Source organism: Pseudomonas rustica, from assembly GCF_018336155.1.
Classification (GTDB): domain Bacteria; phylum Pseudomonadota; class Gammaproteobacteria; order Pseudomonadales; family Pseudomonadaceae; genus Aquipseudomonas; species Aquipseudomonas rustica.
Genome location: NZ_JAGYHF010000004.1, coordinates 1 through 17,701, shown reverse-complemented (window position 1 = coordinate 17,701; position 17,701 = coordinate 1). Strand labels below are relative to the sequence as shown.

General features: G+C 59.2%; 16 protein-coding genes, 1 tRNA gene and 1 pseudogene. 9 read left to right on the top strand and 9 right to left on the bottom strand.

Going from position 1 to position 17,701, the window contains the following annotated elements:
- Positions 1 to 9 precede the first annotated feature (9 nt).
- From phnE to KFS80_RS08025, 5 genes are all read right to left on the bottom strand, one after another.
- Entirely contained in the window at positions 10 to 777 is a 768-nt protein-coding gene (gene phnE, locus KFS80_RS08045; protein ID WP_212544456.1) for a phosphonate ABC transporter, permease protein PhnE, read from the bottom strand.
- Positions 774 to 1,598 carry a PhnE/PtxC family ABC transporter permease gene (locus KFS80_RS08040; protein ID WP_053120731.1) on the bottom strand — a complete coding sequence of 275 codons (825 nt, stop codon included), beginning with the start codon at positions 1,596 to 1,598 and terminating at the stop codon, positions 774 to 776. The genes phnE and KFS80_RS08040 overlap by 4 nt, the downstream gene beginning before the upstream one ends.
- Positions 1,592 to 2,389, bottom strand: a complete 798-nt coding sequence (locus KFS80_RS08035) for a phosphonate ABC transporter ATP-binding protein (RefSeq protein ID WP_212544455.1) — start codon at positions 2,387 to 2,389, stop codon at positions 1,592 to 1,594. The genes KFS80_RS08040 and KFS80_RS08035 overlap by 7 nt, the downstream gene beginning before the upstream one ends.
- Positions 2,386 to 3,249, bottom strand: a complete 864-nt coding sequence (locus tag KFS80_RS08030; RefSeq protein WP_053120727.1) for a putative selenate ABC transporter substrate-binding protein — start codon at positions 3,247 to 3,249, stop codon at positions 2,386 to 2,388. Before KFS80_RS08030 ends, KFS80_RS08035 begins: the two co-directional genes overlap by 4 nt.
- Positions 3,250 to 3,378: 129 nt before the next feature.
- Entirely contained in the window at positions 3,379 to 4,098 is a 720-nt protein-coding gene (locus KFS80_RS08025) for an SDR family oxidoreductase (protein WP_212544454.1), read from the bottom strand.
- A gap of 352 nt (positions 4,099 to 4,450) precedes the next feature.
- Here KFS80_RS08025 and KFS80_RS08020 point away from each other — a divergent pair, with 352 nt between their 5' ends.
- Positions 4,451 to 6,007: a GGDEF domain-containing protein gene (locus KFS80_RS08020; RefSeq protein ID WP_212544453.1), complete on the top strand. Its 1,557-nt coding sequence runs from the start codon at positions 4,451 to 4,453 to the stop codon at positions 6,005 to 6,007.
- A gap of 11 nt (positions 6,008 to 6,018) precedes the next feature.
- Here the strand turns inward: KFS80_RS08020 and KFS80_RS08015 are convergent, their stop codons facing one another.
- A complete protein-coding gene (locus KFS80_RS08015) occupies positions 6,019 to 6,411 on the bottom strand; it encodes a RidA family protein (RefSeq protein WP_212544452.1) in 393 nt (130 codons plus the stop codon).
- 114 nt (positions 6,412 to 6,525) lie between these two features.
- Between KFS80_RS08015 and KFS80_RS08010 the strand changes: the two genes are divergently transcribed.
- The gene (locus tag KFS80_RS08010; RefSeq protein WP_212544451.1) at positions 6,526 to 7,419 is read left to right on the top strand and encodes a LysR family transcriptional regulator; all 894 of its coding nucleotides are present in this window, start codon (positions 6,526 to 6,528) and stop codon (positions 7,417 to 7,419) included.
- Positions 7,420 to 7,547: 128 nt separating this feature from the next.
- Positions 7,548 to 8,702 (top strand): radical SAM/SPASM domain-containing protein, encoded by a 1,155-nt coding sequence (locus tag KFS80_RS08005; protein WP_246541740.1) that lies wholly within the window; start codon positions 7,548 to 7,550, stop codon positions 8,700 to 8,702.
- Here the strand turns inward: KFS80_RS08005 and KFS80_RS08000 are convergent.
- Positions 8,673 to 9,560 carry a LysR substrate-binding domain-containing protein gene (locus KFS80_RS08000; protein WP_212544450.1) on the bottom strand — a complete coding sequence of 296 codons (888 nt, stop codon included), beginning with the start codon at positions 9,558 to 9,560 and terminating at the stop codon, positions 8,673 to 8,675. The two genes, KFS80_RS08005 and KFS80_RS08000, sit on opposite strands and share 30 nt — an antisense overlap.
- Before the next feature lie 111 nt (positions 9,561 to 9,671).
- Between KFS80_RS08000 and KFS80_RS07995 the strand changes: the two genes are divergently transcribed.
- From KFS80_RS07995 to KFS80_RS07970, 6 genes and pseudogenes are all read left to right on the top strand, one after another.
- Positions 9,672 to 10,724 carry an agmatine deiminase family protein gene (locus tag KFS80_RS07995; protein ID WP_212544449.1) on the top strand — a complete coding sequence of 351 codons (1,053 nt, stop codon included), beginning with the start codon at positions 9,672 to 9,674 and terminating at the stop codon, positions 10,722 to 10,724.
- A 4-nt stretch (positions 10,725 to 10,728) separates the two neighbouring features.
- A pseudogene (gene aguB / locus KFS80_RS07990) lies at positions 10,729 to 11,636 on the top strand (N-carbamoylputrescine amidase).
- 1 nt (position 11,637) lies between these two features.
- Entirely contained in the window at positions 11,638 to 12,741 is a 1,104-nt protein-coding gene (locus tag KFS80_RS07985; RefSeq protein ID WP_212544448.1) for an extracellular solute-binding protein, read from the top strand.
- A 49-nt stretch (positions 12,742 to 12,790) separates the two neighbouring features.
- Entirely contained in the window at positions 12,791 to 13,912 is a 1,122-nt protein-coding gene (locus KFS80_RS07980) for an agmatine deiminase family protein (protein ID WP_212544447.1), read from the top strand.
- A gap of 50 nt (positions 13,913 to 13,962) precedes the next feature.
- The gene (locus KFS80_RS07975) at positions 13,963 to 14,988 is read left to right on the top strand and encodes a GlxA family transcriptional regulator (RefSeq protein ID WP_053120706.1); all 1,026 of its coding nucleotides are present in this window, start codon (positions 13,963 to 13,965) and stop codon (positions 14,986 to 14,988) included.
- 127 nt (positions 14,989 to 15,115) lie between these two features.
- Positions 15,116 to 15,190: transfer RNA gene (locus KFS80_RS07970), tRNA-Gln, on the top strand.
- 114 nt (positions 15,191 to 15,304) lie between these two features.
- Here the strand turns inward: KFS80_RS07970 and KFS80_RS07965 are convergent.
- Both KFS80_RS07965 and KFS80_RS27265 read right to left on the bottom strand, forming a co-directional pair.
- Complete coding sequence (locus KFS80_RS07965; protein ID WP_212544446.1) at positions 15,305 to 17,293, bottom strand: peptidase U32 family protein; 1,989 nt, start codon at positions 17,291 to 17,293, stop codon at positions 15,305 to 15,307.
- Between the two features lie 168 nt (positions 17,294 to 17,461).
- Positions 17,462 to 17,701 (bottom strand): hypothetical protein (locus KFS80_RS27265; RefSeq protein ID WP_212544445.1); only part of this gene is annotated, 240 nt, incomplete at its 5' end.

The following is a 17,701-nucleotide window of genomic DNA, read 5'->3' as shown; positions in this document are numbered from 1 at the left end:
CATCGCCGTTTACGCCTTGACCCAGCTCTGGCGACTCCACGCACTCAACCAGTCCACCATGAACACCAGCACCAGCATCGCCAGAATCACCGTGCTGGCCTGCGCTTCCTGAAACAGGCTGAGGCTCACGTAGAGCATCTGGCCGAGACCGCCAGCACCGACAAAACCCAGCACACTGGCCATGCGAATGTTGTTTTCCCAGCGATAGAGGATGTAGGCGAGCAGTTGCGGCGCCAGATTGGGCAGGGTGCCGTAGCAGAAGGCGAGAATCGGGTTGCCGCCCTGCAAACGGATGGCCTCGGCGGGTTGCGGCGGCGTGTTTTCCAGCGCTTCGGCGAACAACCGGCCGAGTACTCCCGTGGTGTGTAAGGCGAGGGCGAGGGCGCCGGCATTCGGGCCAAGGCCGGCAGCGAGCACCATCAGCGCCGCCCAGACCAGTTCCGGAATCGCCCGCAAGGCATTCAGCAGCAGGCGCGCAACGCTTTGCAGCGGCCAGCCGAAACGTCCCGCCGCCGGCAGCGCCAGAACAATGCCAACAACTGCCGCCAATAGCGTGCCGACAGCGGACATGGCCAGGGTTTCCATCGAACCGTGGAAGATCGCTTTCAGGTAGTCAGCGCTCAAATCCGGGCTGAGAAAACGCTGCACGTAAGCGCCCATCTGCTTCAGGCTGGTGGCGCTGCCCAGTTCGCCGAGATCCAGACCCAGATAGGCGAAGGACGCAATCACTGCAACCCCGATAGCGGCGATCAGCAGCAAATTGATCAGGCGATTCATGCCAGCCTCCAGCGCAGCAAGCGGCTGAGTTGATCGGCGGCCAGCACCAGCAGCAGGAACGTCAGCAACATGCTGGCGACTTCACCGCCAGCGAACATGCGGATCGACAGGTCGATTTGCTGACCCAGGCCCCCCGCGCCGACGAACCCCATCACCACCGAAGCACGGATCGCGCATTCCCAGCGATACACGGTGTACGAGAGCAATTCCGCGCCGACATTGGGCAGCGTGCCGTAAGCGAAAGCCGCCAGTCGGCCGCTGCCAGCCTGCAACAACGCATGCGCCGGGCGTTGGTCGGTGGATTCGAAGATCTCCGCGTAGACCTTGCCGAGCATGCCGCTGTAGGTAATGGCAATCGCCAGCACGCCCGCTGCCGGGCCGAGGCCGACCGCACGCACGAACAGCAGTGCCCAGACAATCTCCGGCACGCTGCGCAGGAAAATCAGCAGCCCGCGAACCGGCCAGCGCAGCAAACGTCCTAAACGACTCGGCACGCCACCGCGAGAGGCGGCGGACAGTGACAGGGCGCGACTGGCAATCAAACCGGCAGGTACCGCCAGCAGCAACGCCAAAGCCATACCGGCAGTGGCAATGGCCAGGGTTTGCAGGGTGGCTTTAAGCAAGATTTGCAGAAAGGCTTCGTCGTGCGCCGGCGGCCAGAATTGCGCGACAAACTGGCCCATTTCATTTTGGCTGCCGGGCAACAGCACACTTAGATCCAGTTCACTCAACTGAATCCCCGGCCACAGCAAAGCAATGGCCAGCAAGCTCAGTAGCAACCGTGGCCATGCAGCGGGATCGCGTGAATCGGCTTTCAGCATCGTGGAATCTGCACAGTCAAAGGCACCGCTACAGCGGTCGGCGATTGCAGCTTTTCGTTGGCGTACAGCGCGTCGAGCATGTCCGGGCTGACTTGATCGGACGGGCTGTCGAACAGAATCTGCCCTTCGCGCAAACCGATGATCCGTGGGAAGTGCGACAACGCAAGATCGACCGCATGCAGGCTCGCGATCAGTGTGACGTTGTGCTCACGGGCATGGCGCGAAAGGATCGACAGGGTATGCCCGGCCATCACCGGATCCATCGCCGACACCGGTTCATCGGCCAGCAAAAGCTCTGGCGCTTGATACAGCACACGAGCAATGCCGACGCGTTGTAACTGACCGCCAGACAATTGTTGGCAATAGGCAAACAGCTTGTCGCCCAGATCCAGTCGCGCCAATGCTGCGCGCGCGCCCGCTACATCCAGCGGATGCAGCAAGTTCAAGAGACTTTTGCCCAGACTCCACTGACCGAGCTTGCCGGCCAGTACCGCCGTGACCACGCGCTGACGCGGCGGCAACGGCGGTGCCTGATGCACCAGGCCGATGCGTGCACGCAGGCGTTGACGCAGGCGGGCAGACAAGTGCCAGGCGCGCTCGCCAAGTACTTCGATTTCACCGCTGCTGGGCCGCAACGCGGTGGCCAGCAGATTAAGCAGACTCGACTTGCCAGCCCCGGACGGGCCGATGATCGCAACCTGTTCGCCAACGCCAATCTGCAAATCGATACCGCGCAGGGCATCGACTCCATTGGCGTGGCGCAGGCTGCCCTGTTTGAGGCTTAAGGTCATTTCAGCAGTTCGGCGGCGCGGGCGGCTTCCTCGATGCCCTTGTAGTTTTCAGGCTTGGTGTCGATGAAGCGGCTGGCGGCTTGCAGATCCAGAATCTTCTTCTGCTCAGGATTGGCCGGGTCGAGATCAAGGAAGGCTTTTTTGATCTTCGCCGCGAGTGCTGGATCAAGGGTGCCGCGCACGGTCCAGTTGTAATCGAAGTAGGTCGGGGTGGTGGCGAAGACTTTCACCTTGTTGGTGTCGACCTTGCCGGCGTCTACCAGTTTTTGCCAGACGCTGGCGTTCAACACACCGGCGTCAACCTTGCCGGCCTGTACCCAGGCCACGGTGGCGTCGTGAGCGCCGGAGTAGGCAACGCGGCTGAAATACGCTTCCGGCTTGATGCCGTCGTTTTTCAGCATGAAATAACGCGGCATCAGGCTGCCGGAGGTCGACGACACCGAACCGAAGGCGAAGGTCTTGCCTTTCAGGTCGGCGAGGCTGTGCACGTTCGGGTCAGCGGTGATGAATTTACTGGTGAACTGCGCATCCTGTTCACGCTGCACCAACGGGATCACCGGCGTGGTGGCATCGGTCTTCAGACGTGCCTGAACGAAGGTGAAACCGCCCAGCCAGGCCATATCGAGGCGATCGGTAGCGAGTGCTTCAACCACCGCCGGGTAATCGGCCACCGGCACAAACTGCACTTTCATGCCAATTTGCTGCTCCAGATAAGCCCCCAGCGGTTCGAACTTGCGCAGGAGTTCGGTCGGCGCTTCATCGGGAATCGCGCTGACGCGCAAAACGTCAGCGGCTTGAGCCATCAACGTAGAAAGGGACAGGGCCAGGCCGGCGGTCAATGCCAGGGTTCGTTTGAGCATGGAAATCTCCGTTTCATGAGCGGCAAAAAGATGTGAAGAGCTGAAAGAGGGCGCTACGTGAGGGTAGACGAATCGGCGAGGTTATACGTACTCACGCGCGCAAAGGCCAGCGCCATCGGGGGGATGCGCTCAGAAACGTTCGTCGAGGATCGCCGGCAAGGTCAGTTCCCTGACGTAGCTGGCCGGAGACAAACTAAGGATCATGCGCACCACCTCGACGACATCGTGTACGGGAATCAAATGTCCCTCACCACGCTGCGCCGCGACGTTAATCGGTGTGCTCAGTAGATCTTCGGTATTCAGATAGCCGAGATTCAGGCAGGTCACTGCCAGACGCTGCTCTCTATAGCCTTCGCGCAGGGTCTCGGCGATCCCGCGCAGGGCGAATTTGGATGCGCCGAAAGCGACTTCCGTACGCCCGCTCTGTGGCAGACCCGACGTCGAACCGGTGAGGATGATTCTGGGATGGGGACTTTTTAGCAGAAGGGGCAGCAGACGTTTGATCAGCAAAATGGTTGAGGTGATGTTGCAGTTGACGATGGCCTGCACTTCGTCGTCTGCGCTTTCGACAAAGTCGTACGCGCTGTCGAAGGCAAACTCTTCCCAGATGCCGAGGTTGTAAATCAGCGTATCCAGTCCGTCGGCCTTTACCGCTTTTTCAATCTCCTGCGCAGCCTTGGCTGGATTCATCAGGTCGGCTTCAATCCAGCGTACAGAGCGCTCGGCACCCGCCATCAACCCTTGGGGGCGTGTGCGGGAAACGCCGATCAACGTGTCTCCCGCGTTGCCCAACCCCTCTATAAAAGCCCTGCCTAAACCTTTACTCGCACCCACCACCAAAATATTCATCGATCGTCTCCATGATCCAAGTGCTGATTCCGTACAGCATGCAAACAGACGACCTAGGAAATGGCAAACGAATGGGTGTGTCGGAATATTTATGGACGATAAACGCTACTCCCTGTGGTGAGGGGATAAATCCCTTCACCACAGGGTTGTTTATTACTCACCCCCGAGAAACTGTTACCGCACTATTCCGGGCTGTGACAAAGGCAAAGTCTCTGCCTATCCTCCATGTCATTCCCAACGTGGCAGCGACTGCTTCCTGTGTCCGCCCCTCAGCAAAAGTCTTGTTCATGGCTCAACCGTTCCCCCCATCGTCCATTGCTCAGAAGTTGAAATCCGCATTCCGGGTGGCGGAATGAAGCTTTCCAGACCGCTGCCAATCGACCTGCGCGGACTGATACTGCTTTTTGTCCTGCTGTCGGTCGTCGCGACGCTGTGCAACAGCCTCTATGTCGCCTATCGCGTACAGCGTGACGCATTGATTCACGCGACGCTGGAAGCCAATGGCGCGTATGCGGCGAAAGTCGCTTCCAGCATCGGCGAGTTTCTCGGCGCGGCCCACAATCATTTGAATTACGGCGCGACGGTGCTGGGCGATCACTGGGATGAGCCTGGGGCATTGCGCAAAGAAGCCATGCGCTTACAGGCGCAGGACACCGATTTCAACTCGGTGACGATTCTCGATGCGAACGGGCAAGTGCTTCAGGCATATCCGGACAGCTTGCAGATCGTCGGCGCAACGCTGCAATCGCAGGGTATCCAGCAAGCCCTCAAAGAGCGTCGACCCTTGGTCAGTGAGGTGTACGTTTCCTCGGCGGGCAATCTGGTGGTGTTTGTTTCGCAACCGGTTTTCAGCCCGTCCGGTGCATTTCTCGGTGTGGTGGGCGGGTCTGTTTACTTGCTTGAGCAAAGCGCGTTTCACACGGTGATCAGCCGTCATTTCCATCACGACGGCACCTTCGCTTTCGTCGCTGACGGTAATCGGCGGCTGTTGTATCACCCTGATTCGAAGCGAATCGGCGAAGTGCTGGGCTGGAGTCTGACGGTGGACGCCGCGTTGCGTGGTGAAAGCGGCACCTTGCAAGGCGACAACTACCGAGGTGTGCCGATGCTGGCCGGCTATGCCCGTGTGCCTGAAGCCAATTGGGCTGTGGTGGTCCAGCAACCTCGCGAACGCAGCCTGGCGCCATTGGCACAGCTGATGCGCGATATGGTTGTGGGGATGATACCGGCGGGTTTGCTCGGGCTGGCCCTAATCCTCGCTGGAACAGCGCTGATCGCCCGACCCTTGCGGCAATTGTCGGCGGCCGCCGACCAGTTGGCCGCGCCTGACACCACGGAGCGCTTGAACCGGGTGCATGCCTGGTACCGCGACGCCGCTGCGATCCGTCAGGCGATGCTGGCCGGGGTGCAATTGCTCCATCAGAAACTCGGTCAGCTCAGTCATGAAGCGCAAAGTGATCCCCTCACAGGCCTGGCCAATCGTCGCGCCATGGACGCTGCGCTGAACCTGCTGGATCAGTCCGGGCAGGGGTATTCCGTGCTGGCGCTGGATATCGATCATTTCAAACGCGTCAACGACACCTTTGGACATGACGCCGGCGACGTGGCGCTGCGAAGCGTCGCCGACATCCTCAAACAGAACTCGCGCTCGGGTGACTGGGCGTGCCGCTCCGGTGGTGAGGAGTTCGCACTGATTCTTCCGGATACCCCGCTGGAGACCGCGCGGATGATTGCCGAACGAATTCGTGTGCACCTCGAGGAGACCGAGGTGCCGCAGGTTGGAAAATTGACGATGTCGATTGGCGTCGCCTGTCGTGATGCGGAGACTGCGACATCGCCAAGCGTGTTGAAACTTGCTGATGAAAGGCTTTACATCGCCAAACAGAGTGGGCGCAACAAAGTGGTATGAAGGGCAGCAGCTTACGGCAGTTTGGCAATCACCTTGATCTCGAAATCAAAGCCATACAGCCACGTCACACCCACTGCGGTGACTGTCGGATGCGGCGCATCGCCCCAGAATTCGGTGAGCACAACATTCCAGATCGTCTCGAATTTGCTGTGCGGATCGACGATGAAGATCGTCACGTCGACCACATCGTCGAAGCTGCAACCGGCCTCGCTGAGGATCGTGTTCAGGTTGCTGAAAGCCTGTCGTACCTGGTTCTGCAGATCCGGCTCCGGCGTACCGTCCTCGGTGCTGCCGACTTGCCCCGAGACAAATAGAAAACCGTTGGAGCGAATCGCTGGCGAGTAGCGATTGCGCTCATAAAGGGTACGGCGTGCGGCCGGAAAAACGACATCGCGCTGAGTCATGGGGTGTCTCCATCGGTGAGTTGATGAAGCCACTGTAGGTATTTGCAGGCGGTCGATAAACGCGCAAGCTTGGCGTTCACTGTTTGTGAATCCCAAACAATCGAGGCGCGAACCTTGGATCGATTTGACGCAATGCAGGCGTTTGCCCGAGTGGTCGAGGCGGGGAGTTTCACCAAAGCCGCCGAAACCTTGCACATGAGCAAGACCACCGTGACGCAACTGGTGCAGCAATTGGAAGCGCGGTTGCGGGTGAAGCTGCTCAATCGCACCACACGCAAGGTCAACGTTACGGCCGATGGCGCTGCGTATTACGAAAAAGTCGTCAGGCTGTTGGCGGATATGGAAGACGCTGAAAGTAATCTGCCTGGCGTATCGGTGGTGCCCTCAGGCCGCTTGCGCGTCGACGTCCCAAGCCCATTCGCCCGGCACATTCTGATGCCTGCGCTGCCAGACTTTCACCGGCAGTATCCTGACATTCAATTCCACATGGGAGTCAGCGACCGCATCGTCGACATCATCGATGAGAACGTCGACTGCGTGGTGCGTGGCGGCGAGTTGCTCGATCAGTCATTGATGGCGCGTAAGGTCGCCGATCTGCCGTTGGGCGTATTTGCGGCGCCGGCCTATCTTGCCCGCGAGGGTGTCCCCGAACACCCGCGCGATCTGGAGGATTCCCATCATCGCGTAGTTGGTTTTCTGTGGGCGCGTACCGGCAAACCGGTGCCGTATGCCTTGCACAACGCCAGTGAAAAGCTACAAATCAAGGGTCGGCATGTGCTGGCGGTCGATGACGGCAATGCCTATCTGGCTGCCGGTCTCGCCGGAATGGGTGTGTTGTGGTTGCCCACTTATATGTCCGATGCCCACGTCGCTAAAGGTGAACTCGTACGCCTGTTCGAAGACTGGCAGCTCGAACCCATGCCGCTCTATGTGGCTTATCCGCCGAACCGGCATATCAGTCTCAAGTTGCGCGTGTTCATCGACTGGGTGGTGAGTTTAATGGCCTGAGACACTTGGTGCGGTATTTGCAGGTGAGGTTGTCAATGTCGTCAAAAAACCAACACAACCGGCGAATCGAAAGTGTGCAGTGATGAGATGCACAGCTTTCGAATCATGGAGCAACACTCATAATGAATATGTACATCGATATCGTCGGCGCCTGCAATTTGAGCTGCCCTTCATGCCCGATGGGCAACTCGGAAAATCTCAATTTCAAAAAAGCCATGCAGCTCGACATGTTCAAGCAGATTGTCGAGAAGGCCAAGGGCGAGGGCGTTGGCGCTATTTTTCTCTACAACTGGACTGAGCCTTTGGTTCATCCAAAAATTGGCGAGTTTATCGAGGTTATCAACGCTGCCGGCATGGAGAGTGGCATCAGTACCAATTTGAATCTGGCCAAAAACATGGAAAAAGCCTTGTCGGCCGAGCCAGGTTACTTTCGTATATCGCTGTCAGGCTTCTACCAGGACACCTACAAAAAGGGTCATGTAGGCGGCGATATCGAAGTGGTCAAACAGAACATGATTGCTCTGTCTGAGATCAAGCAGCGACTGGGTTTAAGCACCCGTATCGACGTTTACTATCATCGCTATCTGGATAACATCGAAGAAGAATCACTGATGCGCGAGTTCAGTGAAGCCCTGGGTTTTGATTTCTCGACGGGTTATTCGGTGATGATGCCGCTGGAGAAGACGCTGGCTATCGTCGAGCGCGATCCGTCCGTCACAGCAACCGATTATGAAACCCTGGAACGCCTTGCGTTGCCGCCGTACGACGATCTGATCAACGTTGTCCAGCAATTTCCGCAACAAGCTTGCACGCTCAAAGATGACTGGCTGGTGATCGATTGCAATGGCACTACCGTGCTGTGCTGCACAATTTTCAATCAGACCGAATATCAGGTCGGCAAGTACCTCGACATGCCGCTTGATGAGCTCACACGGCGCAAATCGACGGAGAAAAATTGCGTCGATATGTGCAACCGCTGTGCGAAAAAAGGCTTGCACATCTACTCGATGTACCCCAATCAGAGCGTGCTGGAGCGACATGCAGTCAATCGCATCATTGATTTTGAAAATCGCAACAGCCAAGGGTTTACCGTGGACAGCGAGCAACTGGGGCGCGCCGGTGAAGTCAGTGCCGAAAACTTTGATGAAGCCCAGTATCTTCAATTGAACGAGGATGTCAGGCTCGCGATTTCCACCGGTGTCTTTTCCAGCGGTTATCAGCACTATGTACTCTGTGGTCGTCTCGAGGGGCGATTAGGCGCCGGCGTGTTCTCCGTCGTCTGAGTGTGGGTTCAAATTGACCGATAGCCACGCGCTAAAGCTTTTCGCCATGGGATCCTGTTCACTGTCGCGGTGGGTCAGCAACGCCCAATTCGGCCCCCGAATGCTGTCTTCCACCAGCGGTTGCAACACGCCGTCAGCCCGCGCCTGACGGCTGAGCAACTGGCTCACCAGCGCGATGCCAAGCCCCGAACACGCGGCGTCCAGCAGCAATCCCGGATCGGAGAAATTCAGGCCCTGATCCTGCTGGCCGACATCGATTCCGGCCTCGACCGCCCAATGGCTCCAATCCATTTCCCGCTCGCCATGCAATGTGGTGCGCTGTGGCGCCGTCAGCGCCAAAACGCTCGGATGACACGCCGGATAGAGGCGATCGGCGTGCAGCACTTTGAAGCTGCATTCAGCCTGTGAACTGATGTCGTCGCGCACCGCCAGATCGATGGTTTGCGTGGCCATGTCCGGCACTTCGTCGGTGCTGTAAATCCACAGATCAACCTCAGGGTGCAGCGCGCGGAAATCCGCCAGGCGCGGCAACAACCAGTGCCGGGCAAACGCCGGTGTGGTGTTGAGCACCAGTTGATTGGGCTTTTGATACTGGCCCAAACGGCGAATCCCCACCGCCAATTGCTGCAGCATGGCCTGGGTGGTGCTGAGCAAATCGTGGCCGGCATCGGTCAGCGCCACGCTGCGTCCGCTGCGAAAAAACAGCGGCTGCTCCAGATACGCTTCAAGGCTGCGGATCTGCTGGCTGATCGCCGACTGCGTCAGGCTCAGCTCTTCAGCGGCCTTGTGAAAACTGCCCAGTCGAGCGGCCGCTTCGAAGCCGCGCAGGGAGCTGAGCGGCGGCCAGTGTTTAAGCATATCGATAAGCTCCGCTAATCAATTGTCTGCTAAATCCATCGTTTGTTTGCCGATTTTACGGCCCGTAGCATAAGCGCATTGAACACAGTGGCTTAACTAACGAGGCTTATCATGCAGCACAACGACAATAAAAACAGCGCCTGGATGATGCCGGCAGAGTGGGTGACCCATGCCGCGACGTGGATGGTCTGGCCGCACAACCAGACGTTGTGGGAATCCGGTTGGCGCGTGACGCTGGCGCAGGTGCAGGAAGATTTCGCTCGCGTCGCCAATGCCATCGCTCGGTTTGAGCCGGTGAAACTGGTGGTCGATCCATCGGCCATTGCCAGCGCCAAAGCCTTGTGCGGGCCGAACATCGAACTGATCCCGTTGGCGGTGAATGACAGTTGGTGCCGCGACTCCGGCCCGACGTTTGTCTGCCACCCACAGCAAGGCCTGGCTGGCGTGAGCTGGCGCTTCAACGCCTGGGGCGGCAAGTCGGCGCACGATCTGGACGAAAGCCTGGCGCGCCGCGCGCTCAATCACCTCGGTCTGGAATGCTTTGGCACGCCGCTGAGCAACGAAGGCGGGGCGATTCATGTCGATGGCGAAGGCACGCTGATCACCACCGAATCGGTGCTGCTCAACCCCAATCGCAACCCGGGCATGAGCAAAGCCGAGATGGAAGAGATCTTCAGCCGCCTGCTCGGCGTGAAGAAAACCATCTGGCTGCCGGGCGATCCGGATTACGTCACCGGCGACATGACCGATGGCCACGTTGACGGCGTCTGCGCCTTCGCCCGTCCCGGTGTGTTGCTGGTCGACGCGACGCACGATCAATCGTCGGTGTACGCCGAAGTGGCGCGGGAAAACCGTCGAGCGCTGGAGCTGGCCACCGATGCGCAAGGACGCAAATTCGCGCTGATCGAACTGTTCGAAGCCACCGACGCGGTCGACAGCGAAGCGGAAGTGTTCTGCGCCTCGTACACCAATTTCTACATCGCCAACGGCGCGATCATCATGCCGGCCTATGGCATCGAGGCGGACAACGTCGCGGCGAACGTGCTGGAAAAAGTCTTCCCCGGGCGCGAAGTGGTGCCGGTGCAGATCAACCATCTGGCGCACGGCGGTGGCGGTGTGCATTGCATCACCCAGCAGCAGCCAGCCTGGCCGGTGAAGGGTTGAAACCATGACAACGCTGACCATTGCTACCACCCAGATGCCGTGCACCTGGGATTTACCCGGCAACCTTGATCGTGCCGAGCAACTCGTCCGTGATGCGGCGAAGCAGGGCGCGCAAGTGATCCTCTTGCAGGAACTGTTCGCCACGCCGTACTTCTGCATCGAACAAAGCCATAAACACATGGCGTTGGCCGAGGAGTATCGCGACAGCCGCGTGCTCGCACGTTTCGCCGCACTGGCCCGCGAGTTGGGCGTGGTGTTGCCGCTGAGCTGGTTCGAGAAGGCCGGCAACGCGTACTTCAATTCGTTGAGCGTGGCCGATGCCGACGGGCGCTTGTTGGGCGTGTATCGCAAGACGCACATCCCCAACGCCATCGGCTATCAGGAGAAGGAATATTTCAGCCCCGGCGACACCGGTTTCAAAGTCTGGGACACCGCGTTCGGCCGTCTCGGCGTGGGTATCTGTTGGGATCAGTGGTTCCCGGAAACCGCGCGTTGCCTGGCGTTGATGGGTGCTGAAGTGCTGCTGTATCCGACCGCCATCGGCTCGGAACCGGGCTGCGCGGCGCTGGATTCCCGCGACCATTGGCAGATGACCATGCGTGGCCACGCCGCTGCCAATCTGCTGCCGGTGGTGGCGTCGAACCGCGTCGGGCGCGAAACCGCGACCACCGATTCGAGCCTGCAAATGAGCTTCTACGGTTCCTCGTTCATCAGCGATCACAGGGCCAGTTACTCGCCACAGCCGACCGTGACAGCACTGGCTTTTTACTGCAAAGCGTCGATCTGGCGGCCATGCGTGAAGAACGTTTGAGTTGGGGCATCTACCGCGATCGTCGTCCGGAAATGTATGGGCCGCTGCTGAGTCAGGACGGTCGCCACCTTCATGCACGCTGGAACACTCAAGGGGTTTGACATGGTTACCCACCACAAACGATTGCTCGGCGCGATGGGCCTGGCCCTGATCTGCGTAATGCCGTCGCTGCACGCCGAAGACAAAACCCTCCGCCTCTACAACTGGGCCGATTATTTTGCCGAAGACACGCTGAGCCGCTTTACCGCCGAGACCGGGATCAAAGTTATTTACGACGTCATGGACGGCAGCGAAACCCTCGAAGCGAAGATGCTCTCCGGCGGCAGCGGGTACGACCTGATCTTCCCCGGCGACACCGTGGCCGAGCGCTTGATGCGCGCCGGCAGCCTGATGCCGCTGGATCAATCGAAGCTGACGGAACTGGCCGACATCGAGCCCGGTTTGCAGAAACTGCGCAGCCACTACGAGCACTCCAGCAAAGCCACGGTGCCGTATACCTGGGGCACCATCGGCCTGACCTACAACGAGGAAGAGATCAAAAAGCGCATGGCTGATGCGCCGGTCAACAGCCTCGACATGTTGTTCAAACCGGAGCTGGCGGCGAAGTTTGCCGACTGCGGAATTTCGATGATCGATTCGCCGGACGAAGCGCTGGCGGTGGTGCTCAATTACCTCGGTCGCGATCCGCGCAGCGGCAAAGCCGAGGATCTGGCAGCAGCCAGTGAATTATTGATGAGGCTGCGTCCGTACATCCGCAAATTCCAGTCGCAACCGGTGACCGATCTGGTCAACGGCAACCTGTGCCTGTCGCTGGGTTACAGCGGCGACATGACTCAAGCCCAGCGCACCTCGGACAGCGCCGGCAAGCACACGAAGTTTCAGTACCGCGTCCCTCGCGAGGGCACCACGGTGTGGATGGACACCATGGCCATTCCGGTCGACGCCAGACACCCGGAATACGCCTATGCGTTTATCAACTTTGTCATGCGCCCGGCGAACATGGCGGCGATCAGCAATTTCACCGGTTACCCGACGTCCAACGCCAAGGCGCGGGCGAGTGTCGATGCAAGCATGCGCGACAACCCGGACATCTACCTCGACGAAGCGACCTATGCGCGTTTGATCCCGGGCAAAGACATCCCTCAGGCCGACATGCGCGCACGCATGCGTACCTGGACTAAATTCAAAACTGCCACTGGCCAATGATCCACGGCCGGCGCGTTCGCCGGCCCTGGTTTTTACAGGAATACACTGCATGTCGACTCGTCGTGAGTTCATCAAACAAGTCACCGTTGCCGCCGGTGTGGGCGCTGCGTTCATGGGCCTCGGTCTGTCGCCGGGCAAGGTGTTTGCGGCCGCTCAGGGGCGCTGGTTCATGCCCGACGAAGGCGACAAGCACGAACGCGCCTACATCGCTTTCGGCGCGCAGGACGCGATCTGGGAAGACTTCACCGAAGACGTCCAGGAAGCCCTCGGCCGCATCGCCCGTGCCATCGCCAAATATGAGCCGGTCACGGTGTTCTGCCGCCAGAACGAGCGCAGCATTGCCGAAGAATTTTGTGGCACCCGCAACATCACCTACGTCACCACGGCGCTGGACGACATCTGGATGCGCGATATCGGCGCCAACTTTGTCATCGGCGACGAGGGCGGATTGGGCGCGGTGGATTTCAACTTCAACGGTTGGGGCGATAAACAGCAGCACAGCAAAGACGCGAAAATCGCCGCGCTCGTGTCCAACGGCGCACAAGCGACCTATATCCGCAGTGAGTTGACGGGTGAGGGAGGTGCTATCGAAGTCGATGGCCACGGCACCGGGATCATGACCGAGAGCAGCTGGATCAACCGCAATCGCAATCCGGACTGGAGCAAGGCCGACGTCGAAGCGGAACTGAAAGAGCGTCTGGGCCTGCGCAAAATCATCTGGCTGCCGGGGATCAAGGGCAAGGACATCACCGATGCTCACGTCGATTTCTACGCGCGCTTCATCAGGCCAGGCGTGGTGATCGCCAACCTCGACACCGACCCTGAATCCTACGATCACAAGGTCACGCTGGCGCACCTGGACATCCTCAAGAACGCCACCGATGCTGACGGGCGCAAATTGCAGATCCACACGATTTCGCCGCCACTCAATCCGCGCAAAAGCAAGTTCAGCAAAAACAACCCGGACTTCGCTGCCGGCTACATCAACTACTTCGTGATCAACGGCGCGATCATCGCCCCGGAGTTCGGTGACAAAGCCGCGGACAAGAAGGCCTTCGATCTGCTGTCCGAGCTGTACCCGGATCGCGACATCGTGCTGCTGAACATTGATGCCATCGCGGCCGGTGGCGGCGGGATTCACTGCGTAACCAGCCATCAACCACAGGCGTGATTGACTCTTTCGCGGATCAAGCCAACTATCGGCGCATAACAACATGACCGATGGAACAAAACTTGATCGAACGACGCCAATTCAGCGGAGGCATGAAGGGGAAAAACCTCCGCTATCTGAATGAGCAAAGCGCTGATAGCCCGCGCCTGACCCGTACCGGTTTTCTGCTGCTGGAACACTTTTCGCTGCCGGCGTTTACCCAGGCGCTGGACACGGTGGTGACCACCAATCTGCTGCGCCCGGGGCTGTTTGCCTCGCGCACGTTCGGCTTGGGCGACGGCGAAGTGGTCAGTGATCTGGGGCTGGTAATTCGGCCGGATGCGCGTCTTGATCTGGCAGCGCTTGAAGAGCTGGATCTGCTGGTGGTGTGCGGCGGTTATCGCACCGAGCTACGCGCGAGTGACGAGTTTATTCACCTGCTCAAAGCGGCGGCGGAGCGGGGCGTCAGTCTCGCCGGTTTGTGGAATGGTTCGTGGTTTCTCGGCCGCGCCGGATTGCTCGATGGCTATCGTTGCGCGATCCACCCGGAGCATCGCCCGGCACTGACCGAAATCGCCAAAGCCACCCACGTCAGCAGCGAACCGTATGTGATCGATCGCGATCGGCTCACGGCGTCGAGTCCATCAGGTGCTTTCCACATGGCGCTGGACTGGATCAAAAGCCTGCACGGCAAGGCGCTGGTTGAAGGCATCGAAGACATTCTGGCGTTTGAGGAATCGCGTTACCGGCGGATCAAGCCTGACGAGAACATCTGCGTCAGTGCGCCGCTGCGTGAAGTGGTGAAGCTGATGGACGCCAATCTGGAAGAGCCGCTGGAGCTGGAACAACTGGCGGTGTACGCCGGGCGCTCGCGTCGGCAACTGGAGCGATTGTTCAAGGAACAACTGGGCACCACACCGCAGCGCTATTACCTGGAACTGCGGATTACCGAAGCGCGGCGTTTGTTGCAGCACACCGAGTTGTCGCAGGTTGAAGTGCTGGTGGCCTGCGGTTTTGTCTCGCCGAGCCATTTCAGCAAGTGCTACAGCGCGTTCTTTGGTTACCGGCCTTCAAAGGAAAAGCGTCTGGTGAAATAGGCGCGTTTTGGAAGTCTCTGTTTTAAAACAAAAAATATTTCAGTTCGTGCTTCCCAAAGTGAATAAACCTTGGTAAATTGCGCCCCGTTCTCACAGCGAACATAACGAAGTAGCTGGAAAGAGCAGTAGGGGCGTCGCCAAGCGGTAAGGCAGCAGGTTTTGATCCTGCCATGCGTTGGTTCGAATCCAGCCGCCCCTGCCATATTCGAAAAAAACGCCAACTTCGCAAGAAGTTGGCGTTTTTTTATGCCTGCGATTTGGCCAGGCTTGGTGATACGGGCGTGCGCGGCGCCGAAGCACCGCGTACGCCGTCCACTCAGTGCGGTGCGCGCGGAATGGTTTTCATCAGGTCTTCGGGGCTGATGTGGCCGACCACGCTGCCCGGTTGCGGCAGGTTGAGGATGTGGCCTTTCATCTTGCCGATGATGTGCATCTCGCACGGCTTGCAATCGAACTTCAGCGTCAACACTTCATCGCCGTGGATCAACTGCATCGGCGCGACTTTGGTGCGCACGCCGGTCACGCCTTTCGCCTGTTTCGGGCACAGGTTGAAGGAGAAGCGCAGGCAGTGCTTGGTGATCATCACCGGCACTTCGCCCGGCTCTTCGTGAGCTTCATACGCCGCGTCGATCAGCTTCACGCCGTGGCGGTGGTAGAAGTCGCGCGCCTTCTGGTTGTAGACGTTGGCAAGAAAGGTCAGGTGCGAATCCGGGTACACCGGCGGCGGAGTGGTTTCGGCTTTACGGCCGCCACGTGGGTGAGCGGCGACACGCGCGGCGGTCAGGGCTTCGATCACTTCACGGCGCAAGGCTTTGAGCTGCGAGTTGGGGATGAAGAACGCTTGCGGCGCATCGAGTTTGATGTCGGTGGCGTGGTACTGCGTGGTGCCGAGTTGGCCGAGCAGATCGCGTAACTGTTCCAGCGCTTGCTCAGGCTTGTTGGCCACACCGAACGGGCCGTTGAGGGTGACGCTGGCGCTGATGCCTTCTTCACTGGTGGCGGTGACTTCCAGCTGTTCTTCACGCAGACGTGCGACCCAGCTCAGGGCGACGCGACGTTCGGACGAGGTCTTTTGCAGCGCCTGTTGCCAGTTGTGGTCGAGGTTGCGATTGAGCGGGTGATTCGGACGCAGCTTGAACAGGCCTTCGGGCATTTCGTTCGGCTCGACGCGATAGCGATAGCGCTTCTCGCCGTCTTCTTCGAACTCGCCTTTGGCTTCAGCGATGTTGGCGCGGAAACCGACCACTTCGCGTTTCACCAGCACGTTCAAACCGTCGCCGTTGGACAGTGGCTCGTGGGTGATGACCTGCATGTCGCGTTTGCCGACTTTCTCGACGGTGCCCACCGGCAGGCCGGTGAAGGTCGGCGAGTCGAAAGCGCCAATGTCGATCTTGCGATCGGTTACGAAGTAATCGGTGCTGCCACGGTGGAAGGTTTTTTCCGGGTCAGGCAGGAAGAAGTGCGCGGTGCGGCCGCTGGAAGCGCGGGCCAGATCCGGGCGGTCTTCGAGCACGTCGTCGAGGCGCTGGCGGTAGTAGGCGGTGATGTTTTTCACATAGCCCATGTCCTTGTAGCGACCTTCGATCTTGAACGAACGCACGCCGGCCTCGACCAGCGCGCGGATGTTGGCGCTCTGGTTGTTGTCTTTCATCGACAGCAGGTGTTTTTCGTAGGCAATCACGCCACCCTTTTCATCTTTGAGGGTGTACGGCAAACGGCAGGCTTGCGAACAGTCGCCACGGTTGGCGCTGCGCCCGGTCTGCGCGTGGGAGATGTTGCATTGGCCGGAGAAGGCCACGCACAACGCGCCATGGATGAAGAATTCGATGGCAGCGTCGGTTTCGTCGGCGATTGCGCGGATTTCTTGCAGGTTCAGCTCACGGGCCAATACCAACTGCGAGAAGCCGGCCTGATCGAGGAACTTCGCTCGCTCAAGGGTGCGGATGTCGGTCTGGGTCGAGGCGTGCAGCTCGATCGGCGGAATATCCAGCTCCATCACACCCAGATCCTGAACGATCAGCGCGTCGACACCAGCGTCGTACAACTGATGGATCAGCTTGCGCGCCGGTTCCAGTTCGTTGTCGTGCAGGATGGTGTTGATGGTGGTGAAAATGCGCGCGTGATAACGGCGGGCGAATTCGACCAGCTCGGCGATTTCACCGACTTCGTTGCAGGCGTTGTGGCGCGCACCGAAGCTCGGGCCGCCGATGTACACGGCGTCGGCGCCGTGCAGGATCGCCTCACGGGCGATGGCGACATCGCGGGCAGGGCTGAGCAATTCCAGATGATGCTTGGGCAAGGACATAGTTTTTTTAGTCAGGCTGTCACGGTTAGGCGCGCATTCTACCCCCGAAACGCGCGCCCGGCACGCCCGTGCTGCCCGATGGCACCGGGCCCTTGCAGGAACTACGGCATGCTGCGATCTTTTGACCTTTTCAGATCAAGATCAAAAGATCGCAGCGTGCCGCAGCTCCTACAGGATCCAGCGGTGGTCGCCAAATAGGTGGGCGACACACAAACCTGTGGGAGTGAGCCTGCTCGCGAAAGCGGTGGTGCATCCAATAAAGATGTCGCCTGACCAGACGCCTTCGCCAGCAAGCCCGCTCCCACAGGGTTCAGCGGTGATCGCCGAATAGGCGGGCGACAAAGAACCTGTGGGAGTGAGCTTGCTCGCGAAAGCGGTGGTGCATTCAATAAAGATGTCGCCTGACCA

What these genes read in the sequence shown, in the direction of transcription:
- phnE (WP_212544456.1), bottom strand. Translation starts at nt 777, where the DNA reads ATGAATCGCCTGATCAATTTGCTGCTGATCGCCGCTATCGGGGTTGCA.
- KFS80_RS08040 (WP_053120731.1), bottom strand. Translation starts at nt 1,598, where the DNA reads ATGCTGAAAGCCGATTCACGCGATCCCGCTGCATGGCCACGGTTGCTA.
- KFS80_RS08035 (WP_212544455.1), bottom strand. Translation starts at nt 2,389, where the DNA reads ATGACCTTAAGCCTCAAACAGGGCAGCCTGCGCCACGCCAATGGAGTC.
- KFS80_RS08030 (WP_053120727.1), bottom strand. Translation starts at nt 3,249, where the DNA reads ATGCTCAAACGAACCCTGGCATTGACCGCCGGCCTGGCCCTGTCCCTT.
- KFS80_RS08025 (WP_212544454.1), bottom strand. Translation starts at nt 4,098, where the DNA reads ATGAATATTTTGGTGGTGGGTGCGAGTAAAGGTTTAGGCAGGGCTTTT.
- KFS80_RS08020 (WP_212544453.1), top strand. Translation starts at nt 4,451, where the DNA reads ATGAAGCTTTCCAGACCGCTGCCAATCGACCTGCGCGGACTGATACTG.
- KFS80_RS08015 (WP_212544452.1), bottom strand. Translation starts at nt 6,411, where the DNA reads ATGACTCAGCGCGATGTCGTTTTTCCGGCCGCACGCCGTACCCTTTAT.
- KFS80_RS08005 (WP_246541740.1), top strand. Translation starts at nt 7,548, where the DNA reads ATGTACATCGATATCGTCGGCGCCTGCAATTTGAGCTGCCCTTCATGC.
- KFS80_RS08000 (WP_212544450.1), bottom strand. Translation starts at nt 9,560, where the DNA reads ATGCTTAAACACTGGCCGCCGCTCAGCTCCCTGCGCGGCTTCGAAGCG.
- KFS80_RS07995 (WP_212544449.1), top strand. Translation starts at nt 9,672, where the DNA reads ATGCAGCACAACGACAATAAAAACAGCGCCTGGATGATGCCGGCAGAG.
- KFS80_RS07985 (WP_212544448.1), top strand. Translation starts at nt 11,638, where the DNA reads ATGGTTACCCACCACAAACGATTGCTCGGCGCGATGGGCCTGGCCCTG.
- KFS80_RS07980 (WP_212544447.1), top strand. Translation starts at nt 12,791, where the DNA reads ATGTCGACTCGTCGTGAGTTCATCAAACAAGTCACCGTTGCCGCCGGT.
- KFS80_RS07975 (WP_053120706.1), top strand. Translation starts at nt 13,963, where the DNA reads ATGGAACAAAACTTGATCGAACGACGCCAATTCAGCGGAGGCATGAAG.
- KFS80_RS07965 (WP_212544446.1), bottom strand. Translation starts at nt 17,293, where the DNA reads ATGTCCTTGCCCAAGCATCATCTGGAATTGCTCAGCCCTGCCCGCGAT.